We start from the raw sequence: 25,527 nt of genomic DNA, 5'->3' as shown, positions 1-25,527 counted from the left end.
AATGCTCGCCCGGTTCTGGTTGTGGCTGGGCCGCCTGCTCGGCAAGACCCTGCTGATTCTGCTGTGCATCGGTCTGCTCGGCTGGGCGCTGGTCACTGCATGGTATGCCTGGCAGCACCGGGGCCCGGTCTCGGCACTGGAGCAGATCCCGGACGGCGAAGCTGCCATGACCCGGGACGTGATTCAGACCGCCGTGCGCATTGTCGATCAACACCGTGAAAGCACCCGCTACCTGCGTGACGCCCATGCCAAAGCCCATGGCTGCGTGAAGGCCGAGGTTCAGGTGTTGCCGGAACTGGCGCAGGACCTGCGCCGCGGGGTCTTCAGCGAACCCGGCAAGCGCTGGCAGGCGACCATGCGCCTGTCCAACGGCAACGCTTATCCGCAGTTCGACAGCATTCGGGATGCCCGGGGCATGGCGATCAAACTGTTGGATGTGCAGGGCAAGCCGCTGCTCGATGACCGGCAAGGGCAACACGAGCAGGATTTTGTGATGTTCAGCCATCCGAACTTCTTTGTCAGCGATGTCGCCGAGTACCGTCAGAATGTCGCGGCTCAGGCTGACGGAAAAAAGGTCATGGCGTTTTTTCCTGGCTGGGATCCGCGCACCTGGCAGGTCCGTCATTTGTTCATCGCCCTGGCGACACTGTCCCCGCCGCCGGAAAGCCCGACACGCACCACTTATTTTTCGGTATCGCCGTATAAATTTGGCGAGGCCAACGCCAAGTTCCGGGTGATGCCGGATCCCGACAATTGCCCGGCCTACACCTTGCCCAAGCAGAACCAGGATCTGCCGAACTTCCTGCGTAACGCCCTGACTCAACAGTTGTCCACGGATCGGGTTCCGGCGTGTTTTGTCTTGCAGATCCAGCGCCAGGATGCGAACAGGTTCATGCCGATCGAAGACACCAGCATCGAGTGGCGCGAGCAGGATGCACCGTTCGAAACCGTAGCCCGGATCACCCTGCCACCGCAGGACTTCGACACCCCGGCGCAAAACCTGCAATGCGACAACCTGACGTTCAACCCGTGGTTCGGTCTGGAGGCTCATCGCCCCATTGGCGGTATCAACCGGCTGCGCAAAGCCGTGTACGAAGCGGTCAGCGACTACCGGCACAGTCGAAACGCTGCACAGTAAGCAGAAACGAAAAAAGCGACCAGAGGGTCGCTTTGTCAATGGACGTCAGCATAAGCCAAACCCCAGACAGCAAAAAGCCCGCATTAAGCGGGCTTTCCGTGGTGACCTGGCGTTCAGCGTTCCAGGTTACCGAATATGGCGCAGCGGACGGGACTCGAACCCGCGACCCCCGGCGTGACAGGCCGGTATTCTAACCGACTGAACTACCGCTGCGCGTAGCGTTGAAAGTAAGTGGTGGGTGATGACGGGATCGAACCGCCGACATTCTGCTTGTAAGGCAGACGCTCTCCCAGCTGAGCTAATCACCCTTTACCTTCGTTGCGGGGCGCATTGTGCCACAGATTTTCATAACGTGTTGATTTAATTGATAAATAATTCAAAAAAATCTGAAAACCAGTGAAACGACGCATCCTGCAGGAACTTCAGGCAGAAAAAAACCCGCGTTAGCGGGCTTTTCCGTGGTGACCTGGCGTTCAGCGTTCCAGGTTACCGAATATGGCGCAGCGGACGGGACTCGAACCCGCGACCCCCGGCGTGACAGGCCGGTATTCTAACCGACTGAACTACCGCTGCGCGTAACACTTGAAGCGAATGGTGGGTGATGACGGGATCGAACCGCCGACATTCTGCTTGTAAGGCAGACGCTCTCCCAGCTGAGCTAATCACCCTTCACTTTCGGTGTGGCGCGCATTCTACGGAGCGACCTCACCTCTGGCAAGCACTTTTTTAAATAATTTTTTCAGGCCTTCCAAAGGCTTAGAGAAGGGTTGGCCTATGGCGCCACGAAGAGAATAATGCCCCACTTTGTATAAAGGAGAGACTCGCCCCATGTGGTTCAAAAACCTGCTTATCTATCGCCTGACCCAAGATCTGCCTTTTGATGCCGAGGCGTTGGAAACTGCACTGGCCACCAAACTGGCGCGTCCCTGTGCAAGCCAGGAGTTGACCACCTACGGTTTCGTCGCGCCATTCGGCAAGGGCGAAGATGCACCTCTGGTGCACGTCAGCGGCGATTTCCTGCTGATTTCCGCGCGTAAAGAAGAACGCATCCTGCCTGGCAGCGTCGTGCGCGACGCCGTGAAGGAAAAGGTAGAAGAGATCGAAGCCGGGGAAATGCGCAAGGTCTACAAAAAGGAACGCGACCAGATCAAGGATGAAATCATCCAGGCCTTCCTGCCTCGTGCCTTTATCCGTCGCTCGTCGACCTTCGCCGCCATCGCGCCGAAGCAAGGCCTGATCCTGGTCAACTCGGCCAGCCCGAAACGTGCCGAGGACCTGCTGTCCACCCTGCGCGAAGTCATTGGCACACTGCCGGTGCGTCCACTGACCGTGAAAATGTCCCCGACCGCCACCATGACTGAATGGGTCACTACCCAGAAAGCCGCGGACGATTTCTTCGTGCTGGACGAGTGCGAACTGCGTGACACCCACGAAGACGGCGGCATCGTGCGCTGCAAGCGTCAGGACCTGACCAGCGAAGAAATCCAGCTGCACCTGAGCACTGGCAAAGTGGTTACTCAGCTGTCGCTCGCCTGGCAAGACAAACTGTCTTTCGTCCTCGACGACAAGATGGTGGTCAAACGCCTGAAGTTCGAGGACCTGCTGCAGGATCAGGCGGAACAGGACGGTGGCGAAGAGGCCCTGGGCCAGCTGGATGCGAGCTTCACCTTGATGATGCTGACCTTCGGTGACTTCCTGCCGGCGCTGGTTGAGGCGTTGGGTGGGGAAGAGACACCTCAAGGCATCTAAGCCGACGCTCGGTCTAAATGTGGGAGCGGGCTTGCTCGCGAAGGCGTCATAACAATCAACATCATCGTTGAATGTCGGACCGCTTTCGCGAGCAAGCCCGCTCCCACATTGGATCTGCGTAACGTTCAAATATGAATAATAAGGATCAGGCCATGCGTGCACTGGCTGCATTGAGTCGTTTTGTCGGCAACACCTTCGCTTACTGGGTTCTGATTTTCGCCGTCGTGGCCTTCTTGCAACCGACGTGGTTCATCGGCCTGAAAGGCGCCATCGTCCCATTGCTGGGGCTGGTGATGTTCGGCATGGGCCTGACCCTCAAACTCGAAGACTTCGCCGAAGTCGCTCGCCATCCGTGGCGTGTGGCCCTGGGCGTCGTTGCGCACTTCGTGATCATGCCCGGTGTGGCGTGGTTGCTCTGCCAGGTTTTCCACTTGCCGCCGGAAATTGCCGTTGGTGTGATTCTCGTCGGCTGCTGCCCGAGCGGCACTTCCTCTAACGTGATGACCTGGCTCGCCCGCGGGGATCTGGCGCTGTCAGTGGCCATTGCCGCCGTCACCACCCTCCTCGCTCCGCTGCTGACCCCGGCGTTGATCTGGTTACTGGCTTCGGCCTGGTTGCCGGTGTCGTTCATGGAGCTGTTCTGGTCGATCCTGCAAGTGGTGCTGTTGCCCATCGTGCTCGGCGTGGTTGCTCAGCGCCTGCTTGGCGCTCGGGTTCGCCACGCGGTAGAAGTGTTGCCGCTGGTTTCCGTGGTCAGCATCGTAATCATCGTCACCGCGGTCGTCGCTGCCAGCCAGGCGAAAATCGCCGAGTCCGGCCTGCTGATCATGGCCGTGGTGATGCTGCATAACAGCTTTGGCTACTTGCTCGGGTACTTCACCGGGCGTCTTTTCAAGTTGCCACTGGCCCAGCGCAAATCCCTGGCACTGGAAGTCGGCATGCAGAACTCGGGTTTGGGCGCTGCGCTGGCCAGCGCACACTTCTCACCGCTGGCGGCGGTGCCAAGTGCATTGTTCAGTGTATGGCACAACATTTCCGGGGCACTGCTCTCGACATATTTCCGCCGAATGAGCGAGAAAGAAGATCGCGAAACGGCAGCTCGCCAAGTCACTGAATAAGCGGCCAACTTGATCCCCGGTTTAATGATGGGCACTATACTGCGCAACGCGAGGACGACCTCGCGGCTCGATCGAGTCATTAATCTGGGGACGACCCCGTCAATCGATGGAGGTCTGTCATGTCCTGGGTCATTCTGTTTTTCGCCGGCCTGTTCGAAGTAGGCTGGGCCGTCGGCCTGAAATACACCGATGGTTTCAGCCGCCCCCTTCCCACCGCACTGACCGTTGCCGCTATGGCCATCAGCCTTGGCCTGCTCGGCCTGGCCATGAAGGAACTGCCGCTGGGCACTGCCTATGCGATCTGGACAGGCGTGGGCGCGGTCGGCACGGTCATCGCCGGGATCATTCTGTTTGGTGAGTCCATGGCGCTGTTCAGGCTCGCCAGTGTGGCGTTGATCATTACCGGGTTGATTGGACTGAAAGTCAGCGCCTAGTCATTGCCGGCCCATCAAAAAAGCCCGCCCCCCTGGCGATACCGGGGGAGCGGGCTTTTTAATGGCATGGAAAAAGGATCAGCTTTCAGCCAGCGCCATGCGCTCACGCATGACCGGAGCCTTCTCCACATATTCAAGCTGCATGCAGCGCTCCAGGAACAGGAACATGTAGTCGTAGCTTTTGCACACCGCCTGACGCAACTCTGCCTGCAAGGACTTGCCCGGGTTCATTCCTGCCAGCGTGCAGATGATTTCCAGCGCTTCCCATGGATGGGCATCGTCGTACTGGGCATGCATCTTCAGCCACTTCATGGCCCGCTTGCGATCCTCTTCGGGAAACGCGGCCGCGTAGACACCATTGGAACAGACCAGCGCCGACCACTCACCTGTCGCGCCTTCAATGGCGTAGTTGGTGGCGGCAATGGCAACGATCAGCGAATCCGACGAACTGGTGTGCCAGCACCAATGACTCAAGGCATGAAGTTCAGGGGATACCTTTTGCGCCTGCAGATCTTCCAGGCTCACACCGTGAGCGCGACTCCAGTGCACCCAGTAATCGGCGTGGTTCAATTCCACCCGGATGTTGCGCATCAACCAGCGACGCGCCATGTCCTCGCCGGGATGGCGGGCAAAACGGGTCTTGGTCAGGTTCTGTGCCATGTATAACGCGAACTGCTCGACCACCGGCCAACCACCAATGAGGTAGTTGCGCATGGTCTTTGCGCTGAGTTTGTTATCTCGCATGCGCCTGTACAGTTCGTGCTCTACAACCCGGCGTTTACTCTCGCTGCAATCCTGGATCAGTTGCTGAGCCCAGGCGGGATAACTTGCAGCTTCCATGAGGGGGCCGGTTCGGTTGAATGTCTCGATCACTGTCGGGTTCCTTTTGATTGTGATTGTAAGGATCAGCAGGAGATTTCAACGGAACGTGCCAGGTGCCTTGAACAACAAAGGCTGAGGCCTGGCAGGACGACTTTGCAGACTATCGCAGGTAAACAGATGCGGGCGTTCAATCACATACCCTTGAGCGTAATCCACCCCGATCTCCAGCAATGCCTGCTCGATCTGGGGTGTTTCAACAAACTCGGCAATCGTGCGTTTACCCATGACATGACCGATGTGATTGATCACTTCGACCATGGCGCGGTTAATCGGGTCGTCCAGCATATCCTTTACGAAACTCCCGTCGATCTTCAGGAAGTCTACAGGCAAATGTTTCAAGTAAGCGAATGAGGACATTCCGGCGCAAAAGTCATCCAGCGAAAAATGGCAGCCTAAGCCTTTGAGTTCATTAATAAATCGAATTGCACTTCCAAGATTGGAAATTGCGCTGGTTTCAGTGATTTCAAAACAAATCATTTCAGGCGGTATGGAGTAAGTAATGAACTGTTGACGCAGGAAGTCCAGGAACGCCTCATCTCCGATAGTTGTGCCTGACAGATTAATCGCACACATTGCCAACGGCCCTTTATGTTTCTCCGCTATACATTGGGCAATGATCTTGAAAACATTCTGCACAACCCAACGATCAAGCGAAGTCATCAGGCCATAACGTTCCGCTGCCGGAATGAAACTGTCGGGCAATATCATGCGCCCGGCTTCGTCATGCAGGCGCAGCAGAATTTCAATATGCCCGCCCCCTTGTTCGACATGTCCAAGGGCCGCAATTTCCTGGGCGTACAGACAAAAACGGTCTTCCTCCAGCGCCATGTGCAGGCGCTGCACCCAAGCCATCTCACCGAAGCGCAGGGAGAGTTCCGAGTCGTCGGCGTGATAGACCTGAACCCGGTTGCGGCCTTTTTCCTTGGCCATGTAACACGCCATGTCAGCGGCGCGCAGCGATGTTTCGAGGGTGGTGGGCTGCTGAGTGATATGCACCAGCCCGATGCTCACGGTGGTCACGAACGGCCGGCCCTTCCAGACGAAATGCAGGTTCTGCACGGTCTGGCGCAGGCCCTCGGCGATTTTCTCTGCCGCTTCCGGCGAACAGTTCTCCAGCAGGATGCCAAACTCGTCGCCGCCCAGTCGCGCCAGGGTATCGCCCTCGCGCAAACCCGATTGCAACAGCGCACATATATGCCGCAGCAATTCGTCTCCCGCCGCGTGGCCGCAGGTATCGTTGACCAGCTTGAACTGATCCAGATCGAGGAACATCAGCGCATGACGCCCCGGCTGCCGCACTAGGTTATGCAGCACCTGCTCCAGGCGATATTCGAATTCGCGGCGGTTGGCGAGACCGGTCAAGGCATCATGGGTCGCCTGCCAGGACAAATTGGCGATGTATTGCCGCTCCTGGGTCATGTCGTGCAACACCAGCACGGTGCCGCTGACCTTGCCGGCATTGCGGATCGGCGCGCCGACCAGTGTGACCGACACCGTGCTGCCATCCAGGCGCTGAATCAATTTGGAATGTTCGCTGCCACCGCTGAGCTGACCACTGAGGATGTGTTCGATCAGCGTAAAGCCATCGGCCTGGGCGTTTTCGTCCAGCAGATTGAACAGCGCTGCCAGGGGCAAACCTGTCGCCTGCTCAGCCTTCCAGTGCGTCAACGCCTCGGCGGCCGGGTTCATGTAGGCAATTGCGCCGTCGACATTGGTGGTGATCACGCCATCGCCAATTGATTGCAGGGTGATTTGCGCACGTTCTTTTTCCAACTGAAGTGCATCGGCGAATGCATGGCGCTGCTTGAGCAGTTTGTGTGTGCGCATCAGGGCCAGGACAATCAAGCCCAGCGCGGTGGCGAGGTTGATCGCCAGCAACAGCCGCAGGATCATCCGCGAGCCTTCGCCCAAGGCATCGCTGAAGGCCTTCGCCGCCGGTGTCACACTTTCGTTGATGACGAATATCTGATCCTTCCAGCGCCTGATATCGGCATCGGTGGCCTGGTCGGTGGTGATGCGCTGACGCATTTCCTGAGCGATGTCATCGAGTTGCACCAGATACGCGTCGCCCACCCGCCAGAGGTCAATGGCTTTCTCGTGGTAACTGAAGTGCCGGAAATTCAGGTACAGCCAGATCACACTATTGATGTCATCCGGGTGGTTGCCGCCTTTGAGGATCGCCACGCGCGCGGCGTCTAATTTCGGCGGCTGATGATCCAGCGCCACACGCAATTCATGGCCCCCCTGAGGCACGGCAATCGCGTTCTTGTATTTGCTGAATATCGTCTCGTCGTGACTGTCCGCGTAGAGATTGAGGTAATAGATGGCGTCTTTCTGGCCCTTGGACCAGAGGCTTTCGCCGGCAACGTAGCCGCGCACCGCCGACAGAACGTACAGGCTGACACCGCCCAGCAGCGCCTGAAACAGCACGACGGCGATAAATGGCCAGACGATGCCCAACAACCGTGGCGTTCCGAGAGTACGCGCTTGATTCATGAGGTCCCTTGTTTTAGCACAGCCAGATCATCATCCAACGTGATCGCTACAGCTAGACTAGGGTGCGTTCTCGATCCCGGCAAGCGGGAAGCCCTTTCTATGGGCAAGTGCCAGTAAATAACGGTTTTCATTGAGAGGCAGACACACCGCGCGACACAGTTCCTGGAGCAAAACCGCCATCACCTAACTATGTACCGCTCTCTACTGTTTGTTTTCACTTGAAATCGGCCAACGACGCCATCCCATCAGAGCGATGTGCAAATCAACCGACAACCAAGAGAAGCGATTACATGCAATCGAACACTTCAAACCCGCCGTCACCCTCCGAGGCTGAGTTACATGCAGGCCAACTGGAGGATTACGAACTTCTGCTCGCAACCCTGCGCGAAACACCGGTAAATATCCTTTGGCCCGTTTTGTCACTAAAACCTTTTTCACCAATCACCAAGGTGAGCGCAGACGGATTAAAAGCGTTATGGCAAGTGCTGCGCGATCGGGATTACATCGATATGTGCACAAGGCTTGAAATAAAACACGGTGATCTATCCGTCGCGTTCACGGAAGGCAAGTATGTCTACCAGACTTGGAAAAACACAGGACATAAAGTCACGCTGGAGTTGACCGAACACGCCAAATGGCAGCCTCTGAAACTGCGGATTGAGCGGGCAGCAGCATTACTGGGCGGAGTGTTGAATTCAAACCGCACCATTGGCTTCGAAAGAATGTGCGTCTTTTACGGCATTGCATTGACTTCGAGAGATCCGCAAAAAGTTCAGGCCACGATAAAGGTCGTTCGAGACAGAATCTCCAGCCATCGTTTGAGACTGGAGGACGAGTTTGAAGCCCTTGATCTGAAGTCCCTTCCCACAGAAAAGGATCCGGAAACGTTCGCGACTATCCAACAAGCTGACACTCCAGTCGATACGCAGTTACTCCATAGAGGCCGGGCCAGCTCCGAAATAGTCGATGCGGTTAATCAATTTCTGCCGGAGAACGTTACTTCACCGTTGGCGTACCTTGCCAAGGACGTTCTTTCTAACGCAACGATTGAACAAGTACGCGCAACGCCGAGTGTGTATCTCGAAAAAATACTGCAGAGCGCGGAGGCTCAAAAACTGGGAAACACCTTACTGACGACAATGGATTGGTACGGCGGAAGAACCGGTGAAGAGACTTCTCCTTACATTCGCACCAGACTGATAGCCAACGCGCTGCAGCATTGGCTTTGTGCACAAACCCTGGATTCCAGCGACTTGATCGCTGGTTACGACTGGCAAACTCACGTGAATTGGGGAAAGAGCTACCAGGCTATCCGCGAGGCATTTGAAGCCCATTTATTCACGTCAAAACTGGCATCGTCGGACAAAGAGGCCGTGGTCATTTCGCGGTTGTTTTTGTCCCGATTCCCCTTTGAATTTCGTGTCCGCGATATTCAGGCGGATCTTGCCTACCGGAGCACGGCTGTCTGGGTCAATTTCCTCAATGGAGTCAATTTCGTCAAAGCCGTAGCCCCCGAATTGCTGGACAGGCTGAGCTTCCAGCAGTTGGTCAACTTGCCCATGTACCGGGCCGAAGTGGCAACGACGGAAGAATTGAACCTCCTCAGTCGCACCAGGCTGCTTCCAACACTGGATTGGGCCGTCACCCATGGTTTCATCCCGCAAAAAAAACTCGAAGGTTACACGCAAGCCGACATCGAACGAGCCTGCTCCGAACTGGAAAAACACTCGAACGAGGTCAATCAAGCGGTTATCCGGATCAATGAAGAGCCCCCCAAACGGCTGTCCATTGCCAAGGCTGAAGTACAAACACTGTTCGGAACCGAAGCCTTCAATACCGACGGACGCAAACTGGCCAGGTATGACGAGTTGGCTTCGATCGGCTTTCGCGACACACCGCCACTCAGGGATAAGGAATACAAGTATTACTCGTTCGCCGATGTCTTGGCGTCCGGTATGTTCGACGATCAGAAAATATGGATTGTGACTGAAGCCGACGGCGAGACCTTAAGTCCGAAATGGATCAGGATGGACAAGGACCGGTACTTAATAGCCGATCGGCCGTGGCCGGTTCCCGGCCCTAGCGTTGAAGGTCGTCAAAAAGTCCTGTCACCGTTTACCGAAATCCCCGATGTCCCTGCGCTGTTTGACGACGCCTTCAAGCGGTATCTGGAAAAGATAACAACGGCCTACCAGACATTGATCAGAACGCTGTTAACTTCACTTCCGCATGCCGACCGCCTGGCGCTGGAGGTGGGTGAAGTCAAGATTTACAGCCTGCGCAAAGAAACCCGCAAAGTCGCCGCCAAGGACGAGACGCCCAACATTACGTTGCCGCTCAGAGCGCGCAATGGCGTGATACTGCAAGCGACCCAAACAAACGAGCCCACCGGGGACGAAGCCGCCGTTTCCGTCAGCACTTTTTACGAGCTTTTTCCGAAAGCCGGGGTGATACGTCGACTCGAAAATTTTGATGCGACGTTGTTGATTCCCCGGATCGGAGCGATGGCAACCACCTCCAATGGGGCCTATGTTGATGTCATCCGCGACAGGCATTTACCCTTCGACTGGGACGCGCATTCGAACGGCACCCTGCCCAAGGCAACGGCCTTCTGCGAGGCCATCATCGATCAGCTGCCACCGTCTCTCAGCGCCAGTTCCGAGATCACAGACCAACATCGGCGCGCCCCATTAACCCTGTCGTCCAGCCGTTCAATGGATATCAGCCGTCACATAGCAACCGAACTCCTGTTCGTTGACCCGCAAAAGTTGCGCACGCTTGCGAAGGGACAGACCAAGTTTGAACTCGAAGAAGCTCGACGTAGAAAGACACTCCAGCTCGCAAAGAAGTTTGTACCGTTCTGGGGCCCTGTCGAAGACCTGATGTCAGGCGACAAGAACCGCATCGCGCTGGGTATAGTCGGCCTGTTTTTTGACGTGATTTCGTTCGCGATCCCCATTGGCAAATTCGTCACGGGTTCGGTCAGACTGATCAACAACGCAGGCCGGCTGGCCACACACGCAACGCTTCCTTCATTTGCAACGCTGACAAAAACGCTGCTGGTATCGACGCTGCAAGCCTTGAACCCGCTTGAGATTATTCCGGCGCTGCTCAAAGGACTGGGAAAAGCAGTGCGGTACATTTACAAAGCCGTCACGGTCAACTTCAACGATTTCATGGGAACAATCCGCTACTACGAGTATGTGCGCAGCTTGCCGCAGTTGTATGATGCCGGACGCTGGAAGCCTGCAACGCTGGGAGATCAGTTAGCCAGCATCAAAGACATAGACGATGTGCAAATACGCAACATCGGCGCCTCTGGCAAGACCGACTGGCGTCTGGTCGATCCATTGTCCTCCAAGCCCTATGGTCCTCCGTTAACAACTCGCGCCAGTGACTTCTCACCCGGACAATCGCACTACCGCCCCCTGGAAGGCCGCAACCAGCAATCGGTTGTGGAGCTAGCCAAGACTCGCCATGTACGCGAAGTGCTTGAAGTGGACGGCCGGACAACGCTGTTTATCGATGACGTACCGTACCGGCTGGAGGGTGACACGCTACGCCGCGCTGACTTGATTGACATGAGTGATTCGCTGAAGTCGATACCTTGCCGGCCACGGCGCGCACCGGGAGCAGACGTGTGCACGACCAGTTATGTGACGCGAGACCCTGCCCCGACACCCGCAGTCGGTACGTTCGATGAAACCAAGGGATGGGCCACCTGGTTTGGCGACAGAATTTACACACCAGGCGCTGCCGATGCACCCCTGACAAAATTTTCGTTGGCCACTCACACAACACTCGACGCGACGATGGAGTTTCGCAAAGGCATTTACGGGCGTGTCAAAGTCAACGTGACCGAAAAAGGTGTCACCGATACCTTCCACTCCGGAGCCATCATCGTGGACTCCATAGACGGTTCGAAACGGTATGTTTTCACACGTCTTGATGCGGGGGATTTTTACGTTGCCGAACTGGCAAATGGGCAAAGCCTGCGTAACGCACTGACCTTCAAGCAAGCGTCAACCTTGCCCGCCGAACTGCGTCGCGAGTTGATGGTGGTGTACACCGGGTCGTTGAATGCCAACAATATGGCGAGGATTTATGGTGTGGGTCGGGTTGAGCGCGCTCTACAAGCGATGGACAACATCGCCATTCCCATCGGAGGCCCTGCCAATCCGCCTGATACGCTCAAGTTGATCAAGGTCGATACCAGCCCCGGCGAGGCCGTGCTGTTCGATCACTCGACCAGAATGATCGTCCGGCACTCCACCGATGGCGCAACGACCTGGTCAGCGTCCAGGAATGCTCCGGAAAGTGTCCGTGAAACGACAGCGCAAGTAATCAATACACTGTTTCAGAAAACCGTCATCACCCTGGAATCGTCGGTTCAGGGCGGGCCGAAGGCGTTGAAAATCGATGGCGTCATGTTGGAATTACAGCAACGCATCAGCGCCATTCATAGTAGTGAATTGGGCAAGCCGCGGAATGTTGCATTCGCGGAAATCAAGACAAGACAGGGCATTCGGGAGGTTTATGTCAGCGTTTCCGGCAGACAAGGTGACACCCATTACCTGCCATTGTTTTCCAGAAGCAGAGACTCGAACGAGGTGATCATCGACGGCACGAGCTATTTCAACATTGATCACGGTGCCCACTTCCCGCAGACATCGCTGAGCGTGTCCGCTTCCGGCAAGTTGCGAGCGATTCCGCACACGATCAAAGACGTCGAGAAATACACCCCCGAACTCACCCAACGCCCTACTTCACTGGACACCGAGAGCAAACTCATCGGCGTCATACGCCAGAAATATCCGGACTCTCAGGAGCTTGAGTCAATCACCATCGCCACCACCATGGCCCCGTGCGATTCGTGTTCAATCGTCATGAAGCAATTCGGTTATGACGGCAGTCCGGAGGCCTTGAACGTGATCTGGAAGTAGCCGCGCGGCACTGATCAGTGCTGCTGCAAATGCCCATACAGCTTGGCGTACAAACCCCCATCAGCAATCAGTTGCTGATGGTCGCCATCCTCGGCAATCTGCCCGCCATCGAACACCAGCACGCGGTCGGCCTGCTTCACTGCCGACAACCGATGGGCAATGATCAGCGTGGTGCGGTGGCTCAGGAACCGCGCCAACGCCTGGTGCAGGTTGTATTCGGTGGCGGCGTCCAGCGCCGAGGTGGCCTCGTCGAGGATCACCACTTTCGGTTCGGCCAGCACCATCCGTGCAATCGCCAGGCGCTGGCGCTGGCCGCCGGACAATCGCACGCCGGAACGCCCGACGATACTGTCCAGACCGTTGGCCAATTCCCGAACCGTGTTGTCCAGTTGCGCAATTTCCAGTGCCTGCCAGCAGGCTTCGTCGCTGCGCTCACGGCCCATGGTCAGGTTGGCGCGAATGGTGTCGTTGAACAGCGCCGGGTGTTGCAGAACCACGGCGACATTCTCACGAACCGTTTCCAGACCGATTTCCTGCTGGGTCGAACCGCCAAAACGAATCGTCCCGGCGAGTGGCGTGTACAGGCCCAGCAGCAATTGCACCAAGGTACTTTTACCACCGCCGCTGGCGCCGACAATCGCGACTTTTTCACCGGGAGCGATGGACAGGTTCATCTGGTTCAGCACCAGCTCGTCGCCATAACCGAAACTCAATCCCTGAACCTCGATGCCGACGGTTTCGCGACCGTTGAACGGGTCGACGCCGCCCGGATATTCCGGCTCATCGGCCCTTGCCAGTAGCTCGTTGATCCGCGATAGAGCACCACCGGCGGCGTAATAGGCGTATTGCAGATTCAGCAGCTGTTCCACCGGGCCGATCATGAACCACAGGTAGCTGAACACCGCGAGCATCTGGCCGATGGACAGGTCGGAGAACAACACCGTGAGCATGGCGGCGGCGCGGAAAATATCGATGCCGAACTGGAACAGCAAACCGCTGGCACGGTTCGAGGCATCGGTTTTCCACTGCGAAGTCACCGCGTAATCACGGACCTCTCGCGCCCGCTGGCCGAGGCGCCCGAGGAAGAAGCCCTGACGGTTGCCGGCGCGCACTTCCTGGATGGAATCGAGGGTTTCGGTTAACGCTTGAGTGAAGCGTGAGGTGCTGTCGTTCTCGAGTTTCTTCAGGTGTTTGACCCGCTTGCCCAACAACACCGTGGCGTAGATCACCAACGGGTTGAACAGCATGATCAGCAACGCCAGTTTCCAGTGCATCCAGATCAGAATGCTCGCCGTACCGACCAGCGTCAGCATGGCCACGAGGAAACGGCTGAGGGTTTCGCCGACGAATTTGTCCAGCGTATCGAGGTCAGTCACCAGGTGCGTGGTGACCATGCCGCTGCCCAGGCTTTCGTACTCGCCCAGCGAGATGCGCTTGAGCCGTTCGATCAGCCGTATGCGAATGCGGTAGACGATGTCTTTGGCCAGCGCCGCAAACAACTTCGCCTGCACCACGTTGAACAGCAAGGCGCCACAGCGAAGCAACAAGGTCACCAGCAGCATCAGGCCGATGTAGCCCGCCGCTTTCTGCCAGCCTTCGGGTAGCGCGAGGTTCATGACTTTCAGCGCGGCATCGCCATGACCCAGCAGCACTTCATCCACCAGCAACGGCAAAAGCAAGGGGATCGGCACGCTGCACAACGTTGCCAGCACGGCCACGCCGTTGGCGATCCACAGTGATTTCTTGTGATGCAGGGCCAGTCGGCGGATTTCCGCCCAGCTCAGGCGGTCGACACGTGTAGCGGTGGCGGTGTCGTCAGGCTGGTCATGCACAGGCAGCGCGCTCCAGCCAGCGGCCGAGCAGCGGTGAGAGGACGCTCAGAGGCTGATAGCCATTGGTCAACAACGCCAATTGACCATCACGCTCAGCTAGCAAGGTGGGGAAACCGGCGATGCCGAGGTCCTGCACCCAGGTAAAATCGGCCGCTGTCGCGGCATGTTGATCGGCACGGTCGAACGCAGCCGCGAACTCGATGCGCGGCAAACCGGCCTTTTCTGCCAGTTCCACCAGCACACTGGCGTGGGTGACATCACGGCCCTCTGCATAAAACGCATGCTGGATCAGACCGAGCAGTTTCCAGGCGCAATCCGGCGCCAGGCCACGCGCCGTCACCAACGCCCGACAGGCGGGTTCGGTGTCGTACACAAAGCCATCCGGCAATGCGCCTTCGATCTTGAACGGTTGACCGGTGGCCTCGGTGACCGCCTGCCAATGTTCAAGAATGTAGCGCCGTGTGGTCGGCTCCAGCGCCGAACCACTGCCGGTGCGCAAACCGCCCACCACCAGATGCACATCCACCCCCGCCGCTTGCGCCTGTTCGACCAGCGCGTTGGCCACCGGCGCAAAGCCCCAGCACCAGGAACACATCGGGTCCATCACATAGAGCAGGCGGCGAGCAGACATGGTTCAAGCCTCGGAAGGGGTTTGCTTGTAGTTGTAGCCGATCGGGTGAGGCATGTTGCGAGCCTTGGCCAGTTCTATCTGCTTTTGCCGATCGATGGCGCTGCGACGGGTCTTCTCGCTCAGCTTATCCCAGCAATGCGGGCAGCTGATGCCAGCCACGTAGTGCTCGGACGCGCGGTCTTCGACGCTCACCGGCGTACGACAGGCGTGACACTGATCGTAGTCACCTTCGCTGAGGTCATGGCGCACGGTCACGCGGTTATCGAAGACGAAGCAGTCGCCCTGCCACTTGGTTTCTTCCTGCGGCACCTCTTCGAGGTACTTCAGAATGCCGCCCTTGAGGTGATAGACCTCGTCGAAACCCTGGCTGAGCATGTAGCTCGAAGCCTTTTCGCAACGAATGCCGCCGGTGCAGAACATCGCGACTTTCTTGTGCACGGCAGGGTCGAAGTTGGCTTTGATGTAATCGGGGAATTCACGAAAACTGGTGGTCTTCGGATCGATGGCGCCTTCAAAGGTGCCGATCGAGACTTCGTAGTCGTTGCGGGTGTCGATCAACAGCACTTCAGGATCGCTGATCAGGGCGTTCCAGTTCTGCGGATCCACATAGGTGCCGACCTTTTTGTTCGGGTCTACGCCTTCGACGCCGAGGGTGACGATTTCTTTCTTGAGTTTGACTTTGGTGCGGTAGAACGGCTGCTCGTCGCAGTACGACTCTTTGTGGTCGATGTCGTCCATGCGCGGGTCGTTCTTGAGCCAGGCCATCAGCCCGTCGATGCCTTCGCGGCTGCCGGACACGGTGCCGTTGATGCCTTCTTCGGCGATCAGCAGCGTGCCTTTGATGCCGTTGTCGACCATCGCCTGCAGCAGGGGCTCGCGCAGGTCGACGTAGTTTTCCAGGGTGACGAACTTATACAGTGCCGCCACGACAATCTGTTGTGTCATGGGTGATTCTCCAGGTGGCTACCCTCGTAAGGGGTGAACCGGATGCGAAAAAAAACGCGCCGGGTAAGCGGCGCGTTGCGGATTCTAGCAAAAATATACGAATCCCTGTAGGAGCCGGCTTGCTGGCGATGGCGTCTGCGAAATAGCCATCGCCAGCAAGCCGGCTCTACAAGTTGCGTGGCATTAGTACTAGTGTCCGCCAGCACAGGTCGGCGAGGCCGGAGCCGCGTCGATCTGAGCCCATTCCTCAGGCGTGTAGGTATGCAGCGCCAACGCATGGAATTCGCCCATCAGCTCGCCGAGCGTGCCGTAGACTTTCTGGTGACGCTTGACGCGGTTGAGCCCTTCGAACTGCTGGCTGACCACCACCGCCTTGTAATGGGTTTGCAACCCACGACTGTGCATATGGCTTTCATCCAGCACTTGCAGGTGCTCGGGCTGTAACAGACCCAGCGTCGATTCGATGCGTTGTTGCATGGTCATACCCGGCTCCGCTTAAGGCTTTTTCTTGGCTGGAGCAGCGGCGTTAGCCTTGGGATCCAGCTCATTGGTCATGTCAGCCAGCAATTTGTTGACCACAGGCACCGCGCTTTCAAGCTTGGCTTGGGTCATCTGGGCCGATTGCTGAGTCAGCTGCGGCATTTTTTCCAGGACTTTCTTGCCCAGTGGCGACTGGTAGAACGCGACCAGGTCTTTCAGCTCGGATTCGCTGAAGTTGGTGGTGTACAGCTTGACCATGTCCGGCTTCAGCTTGTTCCAGCCAATGGCTGCGTCCAGAGCGGCGTTGGCCTTGGCCTGGTAGGTTTCCAGCAAAGCTTTTTTCGATTCAGGGGCTTTGGTCTGTTCAAAGCGCTGAGCGAACATTTGCTGCACTTGCATGTACACCGGAGTGCCCAACTTGTCAGCGTGCGCCAGGGTCAGGAAAGCTTCGGCACTGGCGTTGTGGCTGGCGGTATCGGCAAAAACAGGGCCGCTGGCGCAAACCAGTGCAACCGCGGTACAGATGGCACGAAGACGAGTCATCGAGTTTCCCTTTCTAGCAGGCGAGGTAAAACCCCAAGGGCGTCCATTCTGCGCCTAAAAAAGTGTGTCACTCAACCCCAAGCCTTGTCGGGCCTGAATTAGAGGGGTTGAATGGTCAAAATACTGACCGATGGAACCACGGCCGGGGATCACGGCCTAAACTGCGCTATCAGACTGACAGGAGTGTGCATGATGAGCCGTATCGAGACCGACAGCCTTGGCGAGGTGGAAGTGCCGGATGAGGCCTACTGGGGCGCTCAGACGCAACGCTCGCTGATTAACTTCGCCATTGGCAACGAGCGTATGCCGCTGGCGGTGCTGCATGGGCTGGCGTTGATCAAGAAGGCCGCAGCGCGGGTCAATGACCGCAATGGCGACCTGCCGGCCGACATCGCCCGACTGATCGAACAGGCCGCTGACGAAGTGCTCGACGGCAACCATGACGACCAGTTCCCGCTGGTGGTCTGGCAAACCGGCAGCGGGACCCAAAGCAACATGAACGTCAACGAAGTGATCGCCGGGCGTGCCAACGAACTGGCCGGCAACCCGCGCGGCGGCAAGTCGCCGGTGCACCCCAACGATCACGTCAACCGCTCGCAGAGCTCCAACGACTGCTTCCCCACCGCGATGCACATCGCCGCCGCTCAGGCGGTGCAGCAACATTTGCTGCCGGCGATCAGCGAGCTGTCGGGTGGCCTGGCCGAGTTGTCCGCGCGCCATATGAAACTGGTCAAGACCGGTCGCACGCACATGATGGACGCCACGCCGATCACCTTCGGCCAGGAACTCTCGGCGTTCATCGCGCAACTGGACTACGCCGAACGAGCGATCCGCAGCGCCTTGCCCGCCGTGTGTGAACTGGCCCAGGGCGGCACCGCGGTTGGCACCGGTCTGAACTCACCACACGGTTTTGGCGAAGCGATCGCCTCCGAGCTGGCCGCGCTCTCCGGCCTGCCGTTTGTCACCGCACCCAACAAATTCGCCGCACTGGCGGGCCATGAGCCGCTGACCACGTTGTCCGGGGCGCTGAAAACCCTGGCTGTGACCCTGATGAAAATCGCCAACGACCTGCGCCTGCTGGGTTCCGGGCCGCGTGCCGGTTTTGCCGAAGTGAAATTGCCGGCCAACGAACCCGGCAGCTCGATCATGCCCGGCAAGGTCAACCCGACCCAGTGCGAAGCGTTGTCGATGCTGGCGTGTCAGGTGTTGGGCAACGACGTTGCCATCGGTTTCGCTGCGAGCCAGGGGCATCTGCAACTGAACGTGTTCAAACCGGTGATCATCCACAACCTGCTGCAATCGATCCGCTTGCTGGGCGATGGCTGCAGCAACTTTCAGCAGCATTGCATCGCCGGCCTGGAACCGGATGCCGAGAAAATGGCTGAACATCTGGAACGCGGGTTGATGCTGGTGACGGCGCTGAACCCGCATATCGGGTATGACAAGTCGGCGGAGATTGCCAAGAAGGCCTACGCCGAAGGGCTGACCTTGCGGGAGGCGGCGTTGCAGTTGGGGTATCTGACGGATGAACAGTTCGATGCGTGGGTAAGGCCGGAAAATATGCTTGAGGCTGGGGCCAAGGGCTGAGTTTTTTAGTGCCTGAACGCCTCCCATCGCGAGCAAGCCCGCTCCCACGTTTAACCGAGTTCCCACAGAGGAATGCGGTCAAATGTGGGAGCGGGCTTGCTCGCGAAGAACGATGACGCGGATTACCCTGCCGCCATCCGAACCTTACGGGCCTTGAGCCCAGCGATGATTGACGGCCCCAACGCCACCAGCGCCGATCCCAGCACCACCAGCACCGCCCCGCCATATCCCAGACCATTGATCGTCTCGGCATGCACATAATCCGGCCACAACCAGGCCGCCATGGCGACGGCCGCAAACGTCACCAACGGCGTGATCGCCAACGTCGCACTCACCCGCGAGGCTTCCCAGTGCGCCAGCGCTTCGGCAAACGCACCATATGCAACCAGCGTGTTCATGCAGCACGCCAGCAACAGCCAGCCCTGCAGCGGAGTCAGTTGCAACGCTTCCAGCGGATGCACCCACGGCGTAAGCAACAGCCCGCAGAACAGATAGATCACCATCATCACCTGCAATGAATTCCACACCGTCAGCAATTGTTTCTGCCCCAGGGCGTAGAACGTCCAGACCGTGGACGCCAGCAACACCAGCAGCACACCCGCCGTGTAGTCAGTCAGCGAGGTGAGCAACTCGGCCAGACGCTGATTGAAAAACAGCCCGAAACCAATCAGCAGCACCAGCAGGCCAATGCCCTGCCCCACGCTGAAGCGCTCCTTGAACACAAACAGGCTGGCGATCAGCAACATGATCGGGCCCATCTGCACTACCAGTTGCGCGGTGCCGGGGCTGAGCAGGTTCAGGCCCATCAAATACAACACGTAGTTGCCCACCAGGCCGAGCACCGCCATCAGTACCAGCCAGCCACCGCGAGGCCCGAGCACCTTGCGGCTCGGCAGGCGTCCGGTGGCGGCCAGGTAAATGAACAAGCACCCGCCGGACACCATCAGCCGAAACCAGGTCACCGTGACCGGGTCCATCACCAGCAGCACTTGCTTGAGTTTGATCGGCAGGATTCCCCACAACAACGCGGTCAACAAGGCCAGGAACAGACCGTAAACCCAGCGACCGGATGAAATGTGCATGCGTACCCCAAAGCCAGATGGCAAGAATCGTCATTCTAGGCTCAGCGGCGTCTGGCACACAGGGACAGTTGGCGGGCAGACGCAAATGAAACTGTGTGGGTCGCAGCAATAAATTGGCGATATGCCGTCGATCGGTTGGCCAGGCGCTGTAAGCGGTTCATGCATAAGCTCATTGGATCTTCCCACCTTCAGGAGACCGCCATGTATGGCATGCGCGCCCAGGACAACGCCCCCGCCACGCACTTTCGCAGCGACCGGATGTGTCGGGTAAACGGGGAGTTGTATTTCAGCACCCGGGAAAACACGCTGGAGGGGCCGTTTGAAAACCCGGAGGCGGCTGCGCGGGAGATTGAGGCTTATATTGCGCGGATGCAGCTTTTGAGCGCCAGTCGATAGACCGAGGCGCTGCCTTCGCGAGCAAGTCGGATCGCCGCACCGCCGCTCTCACATTCGACCGTATTCCTATGGGAGAACTCGGTCGAATGTGGGAGCGGCGGTGCGGCGATCCGACTTGCTCGCGAAGGCGATATAACAATCACCACAAGCCCTTAAGGCTTAACGCACCGCTTCAAACAACCCGGTCGCCCCCATCCCGCCACCCACGCACATAGTGACGATGCCGTAACGCAAATTCCGCCGCTGCAATTCCCGCACAAGATGCCCGACCTGACGCGACCCGGTCATGCCGAACGGGTGACCGATGGAAATCGAGCCGCCATTGACGTTGTACTTCTCGTTATCGATCCCCAGCCGGTTGCGGCTGTACAGGCATTGCGAAGCGAATGCCTCGTTGAGCTCCCACAGGTCAATGTCGGCCACCTGCAAACCCTTGGCCTTGAGCAACTTCGGCACCGAGAACACCGGGCCGATGCCCATTTCATCCGGTTCACAACCTGCCACGGTGAAACCGCGAAAGAACGCCTTCGGCTTCAGTCCCAGTTCCAGCGCTTTTTCCAGGCTCATCACCAGCGTCATCGACGCACCATCGGACAGCTGCGACGAGTTGCCCGCCGTGACCGAACCGTCTTCGGCAAACACCGGTTTCAATCCTGCCAGGCTTTCCAGCGTAGTGTCGGGACGATTGCAGTCGTCGCGATCGACGACACCGTCAAGGATCTGCACCTGCCCGGTGGCTTTGTCTTCAACGCGATACTTCACCGCCATCGGCACGATTTCGTCGTCGAACAGCCCGGCGGTCTGCGCCTGAGCGGTACGTTGCTGACTTTGCAGGGCGTACAGGTCCTGTTCTTCACGGCTGACGCTGTAACGACGGGCGACGATCTCGGCGGTCTGGCCCATGGGGAAATAGATGCCCGGCACCTGCTCTTTCAGCAGCGGGTTGATCAGGTTGTCGGTGTTGACGCTTTTCATGGTCAGGCTGATGGACTCCACGCCACCGGCGACGATGATGTCGCTGCAACCGGAAGCGATCTGGTTGGCGGCAATCGCAATCGCCTGCAAGCCCGACGAGCAGAAGCGGTTGAGGGTCATGCCGGCAGTGCCGGTGCCCAGGCGCGACAGCACCGCGACGTTGCGGCCGATGTTGTAGCCTTGGGCGCCTTCGTTGGAGCCGGCACCGACGATGCAATCTTCAACGCTGGCCGGGTCGATGCCCGAGCGTGTCAGCAGTGCATTGACGCAGTGAGCCGCCATGTCGTCCGGACGGGTCTGGTTGAACTTGCCGCGAAAGGACTTGGCCAGGCCGGTCCGCACGCTGTCGACGATCACCACTTCACGCATGGCATACCTCATTGTTGTTATGGGTTGAGAGTGGACCGAGCATAAGTCCACCGGTAACCGGTCGCGACAATCATTCACCCCGCGTATGCGCAGCCATCGGCTCACCCCTTGAGTTTTTTCAGCTTCTTCTCTTGCTTGTCGGACTTTACGAACGCCTCTTCCAGCGCCTGGTTGAGGGTGCGCAAGACCTTGACCCGCGCCCAGCGCTTGTCGTTGGCCTCCACCAGGGTCCAGGGAGAAATCTCGGTACTGGTGCGGTCGACCATGTCGCTAACCGCAGCTCGGTAGGCATCCCACTTTTCCCGATTGCGCCAGTCATCTTCGGTAATCTTGAAGCGCTTGAAGGGAATCTGCTCGCGCTCCTCGAAGCGCTCCATTTGCGTTTCTTTATCGATGGCCAGCCAGAACTTGACCACGATCACCCCGGCGTCGGCGATCTGCTCTTCGAAGTCGTTGATCTCACTGTAGGCGCGCAGCCAGTCCGCCGGGCTGCAAAAGCCTTCGACACGCTCCACCAGCACCCGGCCATACCAGGAACGGTCAAACACCGTGAATTTGGACCGCGCCGGAATATGCCGCCAGAAACGCCACATGTACGGGTGTGCCCGCTCCTCCTCGGTGGGTGCGGCAATCGGCACAATGCTGTACTGGCGCGGGTCAAGTGCCGCTGCAACCCGGCGTATCGCCCCGCCTTTGCCGGCGGCATCGTTGCCTTCGAACACCGCAATCAAGGCGTGGCGGCGCATGCGTTTGTCGCGCATCAATCCCGATAACCGCGCCTGTTCGGTGATCAGTTGCTCTTCGTAATCGTCCTTGTCCAGATGCAGGGTCAAGTCGAGGCTGTCGAGCAGGTTGACCTGATCCACGCTGCTGGCCAAGGGCGCGGCGCTGACTTTATCCGGGTGAATCGTCGGTCTTTTCAAGGCGCCTTGCAGGCCTTCGAGCAGAATCTTGCCGACCGCCAGGCTCCGATAGCGCGGGTCCATTCCGGCGATCACATGCCACGGTGCGTAGTCACGGCTGGTGCGGCGCAAGATGCGTTCGCCGTATTTCACGAACTTGTCGTAGGTCTGCGATTGCTGCCAGTCCAGCGGGCTGATGCGCCAGCTGTGCAGAGGATCGTCGGCCAGGGCCTTGAGGCGGTCCTTCATTTGCTTTTTCGAGAGGTGAAACCAGAACTTGAAGATCAGCGCGCCTTCGTCACACAACATCTTTTCCAGGCGTTCGGCACCGTTGATGCTCTGATCGAGCCTGGGTTCCTTGATCACGCCATGAACCCGGGCCTGCAGCATCTGGCTGTACCAGTTGCCGAAAAAAATCCCCATGCGCCCCTGGGCCGGGAGCATCCGCCAGTAACGCCAGGCCGGTGGCCGCGCCAGTTCTTCGTCGGTCTGCTGATCGAAGGTGCGGACCTCGATCAGCCGTGGGTCCATCCACTCATTGAGCAGCTTCACCGTCTCGCCCTTGCCGGCACCTTCGATGCCGTTGATCAAAATGATCACCGGAAAACGCTTTTGCTGCTGAAGTTCGAACTGCGCCTCGAGCAGCGCCTCACGCAGCGCCGGCACCTCGGCTTCATAGGTTTCTTTGTCGATGACGTGACCGATTTCAGCAGATTCGAACATGGAGTGCTCCCTTTCCAGATTGTGGCAAGACTAGCGGATTGGGCCATAGCCAGCAGAGAAAAATCCCTGTTTTTCCGGCCTGTGTGGCAAGGCTGTATTCCGCGCCCTGTGGGAGCGAGCTTGCTCGCGATGGACGTAAACGATAACGCGTGCTTTCTGAACAAGCGCACTGCTCCTGAGTCCATCGCGAGCAAGCTCGTTCTACAGGCCCAACGGCGACTATTCTCCCCGCCCTTCCCGACCTGGTACTTGCCATGGATCAAGCAGCGACTCGGCGATCGGCTAGAATGGCCGACTTGCCGTTGCCGAGCCTGCCATGAAACCTGTATTGCCCCACGCCCAGCTCGACTGGGACGACCAAGGGCTCCCGCGTTCGCGGGTGTTCGATGATGTGTATTTTTCCGACCTGTCCGGGCTGGATGAAACCCGTTACGTCTTCCTCGAACAGAACGCACTGCGTGAACGTTTTGCCGCATTGCCGGTGGGCGGGAGGCTGGTCATTGGCGAGACCGGTTTCGGCACCGGGCTGAATTTTCTGTGTGCCTGGCAGTTGTTCGAACACCACGCAGTGGCCGGTGCGCGGCTGCATTTTGTCAGTGTCGAAAAGTACCCGTTGAGTGCGCCTGATCTGCAACGGGCACTGGCCTTATGGCCAGAGCTCAAGCCGTTTGCCGATCAGTTGCTCGCACAGTATGTGGCGATCCATCAAGGCTTCCAGCGGCTGGTACTGGATAACGGTCGCGTGACGTTGACCCTGTTGATCGGCGATGCGCTGGAACAGCTGCCGCAACTGGACGCACAGATCGACGCCTGGTTTCTCGACGGTTTCGCCCCGGCGAAAAACCCCGACATGTGGACCGCCGAACTGTTTGCCGAGCTTGCCCGGCTGGCGGCGCCCGGTTCGACCATCAGCACCTTCACCAGCACCGGTTGGGTGCGTCGTCTGCTGAACGCGGCAGGCTTCAAGATGAAGCGCACGCCCGGCATCGGCCACAAATGGGAGATCCTGCGGGGCACGTTCCTGGGCTGGCATGAAGAAGTCCCTGCGCCCGCTGCGGCCAAGCCATGGTTTGCGCGCCCGACAACGCTGACTGGCGAACGCAGGGCTCTGGTGATCGGTGCCGGCCTGGCCGGTTGCGCGACGGCCGCCAGCCTCGCGGCGCGGGGGTGGCAAGTCAGCCTGCTGGAGCGCCACGCTGCGCTCGCGCAGGAAGCCTCGGGCAATCCTCAAGGCGTGCTTTATCTCAAACTCTCGGCCCATGGCACGGCCTTGTCGCAATTGATCGTCAGTGGATTCGGTTACACCCGACGCGTGCTTGAACAGTTGCAGCGAGGTATCGACTGGGACGGATGCGGTGTGCTGCAACTGGCCTTCAACGCCAAGGAGGCCGAGCGTCAGGCGCAGCTGGCACAGGCGTTTCCCGAAGACTTGCTGCACACACTCGATAGAGAACAGGCTGAAGCGCGTGCGGGTATCGGTCTGCAATGGGGCGGGTTGTATTACCCCGAAGGCGGATGGGTGCATCCGCCGGCGTTGTGCCAATGGCAAGCGAAGCACCCCGACATCCGGATTCTGACGCATCACGATGTACTGGAACTGCGTCGAACGGAAGGACACTGGCAAGCCTGGGAAGGCGATACGTTGCTGGCCGATGCGCCGGTGGTGATCCTGGCCGGCGCCGCCGAGATCAAGCGTTTTCCTTACAGCAGCGAGTTGCCGCTCAAGCGCATTCGCGGGCAGATCACTCGCCTGCCCCTGACACGTGAGAGCCAACACCTGAGCACCGTGGTCTGCGCCGAAGGTTATGTCTCCCCGGCACGATTGGGTGAACATACGCTGGGTGCCAGTTTCGATTTCAACAACGACGACCTGACACCGACCGCCGCCGAGCATGCCGGCAATCTGCAGATGCTCGAAGAAATCTCCGCAGACCTGCTCACCCGGCTCGGCGCGGACACATTGCAGCCCGAAGCGCTCGAAGGTCGCGCGGCGTTTCGCTGCACCAGCCCGGATTACCTGCCGATTGTCGGGCCGCTGGCCGATGCTCAGGCGTTCGCCGACGCCTACAGCGCCCTGAGCAAGGATGCCCGGCAAACGCCGGACATCCCTTGCCCCTGGCTGGATGGCTTGTACGTCAACAGCGGCCACGGCTCGCGCGGCCTGATCACCGCGCCGTTGTCAGGCGAATTGCTTGCTGCGTGGCTGGATGACGAACCGCTGCCATTGCCCAGAGCCGTGGCGGAGGCGTGTCATCCGAACCGCTTCGCGTTGCGGCGTCTGATCCGCGGGAAATGAATCCGC

18 protein-coding genes and 4 tRNA genes are annotated in these 25,527 nt (G+C 58.5%); 8 read left to right on the top strand and 14 right to left on the bottom strand.

The genetic code is table 11. The features are described 5' to 3' along the window. The first annotated feature begins 1 nt into the window (after position 1). Positions 2 to 1,138, top strand: a complete 1,137-nt coding sequence (locus tag FBY04_RS08240; protein ID WP_174602675.1) for a catalase family protein — start codon at positions 2 to 4, stop codon at positions 1,136 to 1,138. 136 nt (positions 1,139 to 1,274) lie between these two features. Here FBY04_RS08240 and FBY04_RS08235 read toward each other — a convergent pair. From FBY04_RS08235 to FBY04_RS08220, 4 genes are all read right to left on the bottom strand, one after another. Further along, positions 1,275 to 1,351 (bottom strand) — tRNA-Asp (locus FBY04_RS08235). Between the two features lie 19 nt (positions 1,352 to 1,370). Then, positions 1,371 to 1,446, bottom strand: a tRNA-Val gene (locus FBY04_RS08230). Positions 1,447 to 1,634: 188 nt separating this feature from the next. After that, positions 1,635 to 1,711 (bottom strand) — tRNA-Asp (locus FBY04_RS08225). A 19-nt stretch (positions 1,712 to 1,730) separates the two neighbouring features. Beyond that, positions 1,731 to 1,806, bottom strand: a tRNA-Val gene (locus FBY04_RS08220). A 160-nt stretch (positions 1,807 to 1,966) separates the two neighbouring features. Between FBY04_RS08220 and rdgC the strand changes: the two genes are divergently transcribed. From rdgC to sugE, 3 genes are all read left to right on the top strand, one after another. After that, a complete protein-coding gene (rdgC, locus tag FBY04_RS08215; protein WP_145314944.1) occupies positions 1,967 to 2,887 on the top strand; it encodes a recombination-associated protein RdgC in 921 nt (306 codons plus the stop codon). 152 nt (positions 2,888 to 3,039) lie between these two features. Then, positions 3,040 to 4,005: a bile acid:sodium symporter family protein gene (locus FBY04_RS08210; protein WP_145314943.1), complete on the top strand. Its 966-nt coding sequence runs from the start codon at positions 3,040 to 3,042 to the stop codon at positions 4,003 to 4,005. A 119-nt stretch (positions 4,006 to 4,124) separates the two neighbouring features. Next, the gene (sugE, locus tag FBY04_RS08205) at positions 4,125 to 4,439 is read left to right on the top strand and encodes a quaternary ammonium compound efflux SMR transporter SugE (RefSeq protein ID WP_145314942.1); all 315 of its coding nucleotides are present in this window, start codon (positions 4,125 to 4,127) and stop codon (positions 4,437 to 4,439) included. A 78-nt stretch (positions 4,440 to 4,517) separates the two neighbouring features. On the opposite strand, the gene FBY04_RS08200 is transcribed toward sugE, so the two are convergent. Continuing rightward, positions 4,518 to 5,312, bottom strand: coding sequence for a TenA family transcriptional regulator (locus FBY04_RS08200; protein ID WP_084321091.1), 795 nt, complete (start codon positions 5,310 to 5,312; stop codon positions 4,518 to 4,520). Between the two features lie 45 nt (positions 5,313 to 5,357). After that, positions 5,358 to 7,817 (bottom strand): EAL domain-containing protein, encoded by a 2,460-nt coding sequence (locus FBY04_RS08195; protein ID WP_145314941.1) that lies wholly within the window; start codon positions 7,815 to 7,817, stop codon positions 5,358 to 5,360. A gap of 290 nt (positions 7,818 to 8,107) precedes the next feature. Here FBY04_RS08195 and FBY04_RS08190 point away from each other — a divergent pair, with 290 nt between their 5' ends. After that, positions 8,108 to 12,760, top strand: coding sequence for a deaminase domain-containing protein (locus FBY04_RS08190; protein ID WP_145314940.1), 4,653 nt, complete (start codon positions 8,108 to 8,110; stop codon positions 12,758 to 12,760). A 14-nt stretch (positions 12,761 to 12,774) separates the two neighbouring features. Here FBY04_RS08190 and FBY04_RS08185 read toward each other — a convergent pair whose 3' ends face one another. The 5 genes from FBY04_RS08185 to FBY04_RS08165 form a co-directional block, all read right to left on the bottom strand. After that, positions 12,775 to 14,592, bottom strand: coding sequence for an ABC transporter ATP-binding protein (locus tag FBY04_RS08185; protein WP_145314939.1), 1,818 nt, complete (start codon positions 14,590 to 14,592; stop codon positions 12,775 to 12,777). Then, positions 14,585 to 15,223: a DsbA family protein gene (locus FBY04_RS08180; RefSeq protein WP_084321087.1), complete on the bottom strand. Its 639-nt coding sequence runs from the start codon at positions 15,221 to 15,223 to the stop codon at positions 14,585 to 14,587. Before FBY04_RS08180 ends, FBY04_RS08185 begins: the two co-directional genes overlap by 8 nt. 3 nt (positions 15,224 to 15,226) lie before the next feature. Continuing rightward, positions 15,227 to 16,168 (bottom strand): rhodanese-related sulfurtransferase, encoded by a 942-nt coding sequence (locus FBY04_RS08175; RefSeq protein ID WP_084321086.1) that lies wholly within the window; start codon positions 16,166 to 16,168, stop codon positions 15,227 to 15,229. Between the two features lie 189 nt (positions 16,169 to 16,357). Continuing rightward, entirely contained in the window at positions 16,358 to 16,651 is a 294-nt protein-coding gene (locus FBY04_RS08170) for a BolA family transcriptional regulator (protein WP_084321085.1), read from the bottom strand. A gap of 12 nt (positions 16,652 to 16,663) precedes the next feature. Further along, a complete protein-coding gene (locus tag FBY04_RS08165) occupies positions 16,664 to 17,191 on the bottom strand; it encodes a DUF2059 domain-containing protein (RefSeq protein WP_084321084.1) in 528 nt (175 codons plus the stop codon). Between the two features lie 192 nt (positions 17,192 to 17,383). Between FBY04_RS08165 and FBY04_RS08160 the strand changes: the two genes are divergently transcribed. Then, complete coding sequence (locus FBY04_RS08160) at positions 17,384 to 18,778, top strand: class II fumarate hydratase (RefSeq protein ID WP_084321083.1); 1,395 nt, start codon at positions 17,384 to 17,386, stop codon at positions 18,776 to 18,778. A 122-nt stretch (positions 18,779 to 18,900) separates the two neighbouring features. Here the strand turns inward: FBY04_RS08160 and FBY04_RS08155 are convergent, their stop codons facing one another. Then, positions 18,901 to 19,860: a DMT family transporter gene (locus tag FBY04_RS08155; RefSeq protein ID WP_145314938.1), complete on the bottom strand. Its 960-nt coding sequence runs from the start codon at positions 19,858 to 19,860 to the stop codon at positions 18,901 to 18,903. A 201-nt stretch (positions 19,861 to 20,061) separates the two neighbouring features. Between FBY04_RS08155 and FBY04_RS08150 the strand changes: the two genes are divergently transcribed. Further along, entirely contained in the window at positions 20,062 to 20,256 is a 195-nt protein-coding gene (locus tag FBY04_RS08150; RefSeq protein WP_145314937.1) for a DUF6316 family protein, read from the top strand. 159 nt (positions 20,257 to 20,415) lie between these two features. Here the strand turns inward: FBY04_RS08150 and FBY04_RS08145 are convergent, their stop codons facing one another. Then, positions 20,416 to 21,600 (bottom strand): thiolase family protein, encoded by a 1,185-nt coding sequence (locus FBY04_RS08145; RefSeq protein WP_145314936.1) that lies wholly within the window; start codon positions 21,598 to 21,600, stop codon positions 20,416 to 20,418. Positions 21,601 to 21,701: 101 nt separating this feature from the next. Beyond that, on the bottom strand, positions 21,702 to 23,225 hold the full coding sequence (pap, locus tag FBY04_RS08140; RefSeq protein WP_145314935.1) for a polyphosphate:AMP phosphotransferase: 1,524 nt from the start codon (positions 23,223 to 23,225) through the stop codon (positions 21,702 to 21,704). Positions 23,226 to 23,541: 316 nt separating this feature from the next. Between pap and mnmC the strand changes: the two genes are divergently transcribed. Beyond that, a complete protein-coding gene (gene mnmC, locus FBY04_RS08130; protein WP_145314933.1) occupies positions 23,542 to 25,521 on the top strand; it encodes a bifunctional tRNA (5-methylaminomethyl-2-thiouridine)(34)-methyltransferase MnmD/FAD-dependent 5-carboxymethylaminomethyl-2-thiouridine(34) oxidoreductase MnmC in 1,980 nt (659 codons plus the stop codon). Positions 25,522 to 25,527 lie beyond the last annotated feature (6 nt).

This window comes from Pseudomonas sp. SJZ080, assembly GCF_007828295.1.
GTDB classification, from domain to species: Bacteria; Pseudomonadota; Gammaproteobacteria; order Pseudomonadales; family Pseudomonadaceae; genus Aquipseudomonas; species Aquipseudomonas migulae_A.
This window is presented reverse-complemented; position numbering and strand designations above follow the sequence as displayed.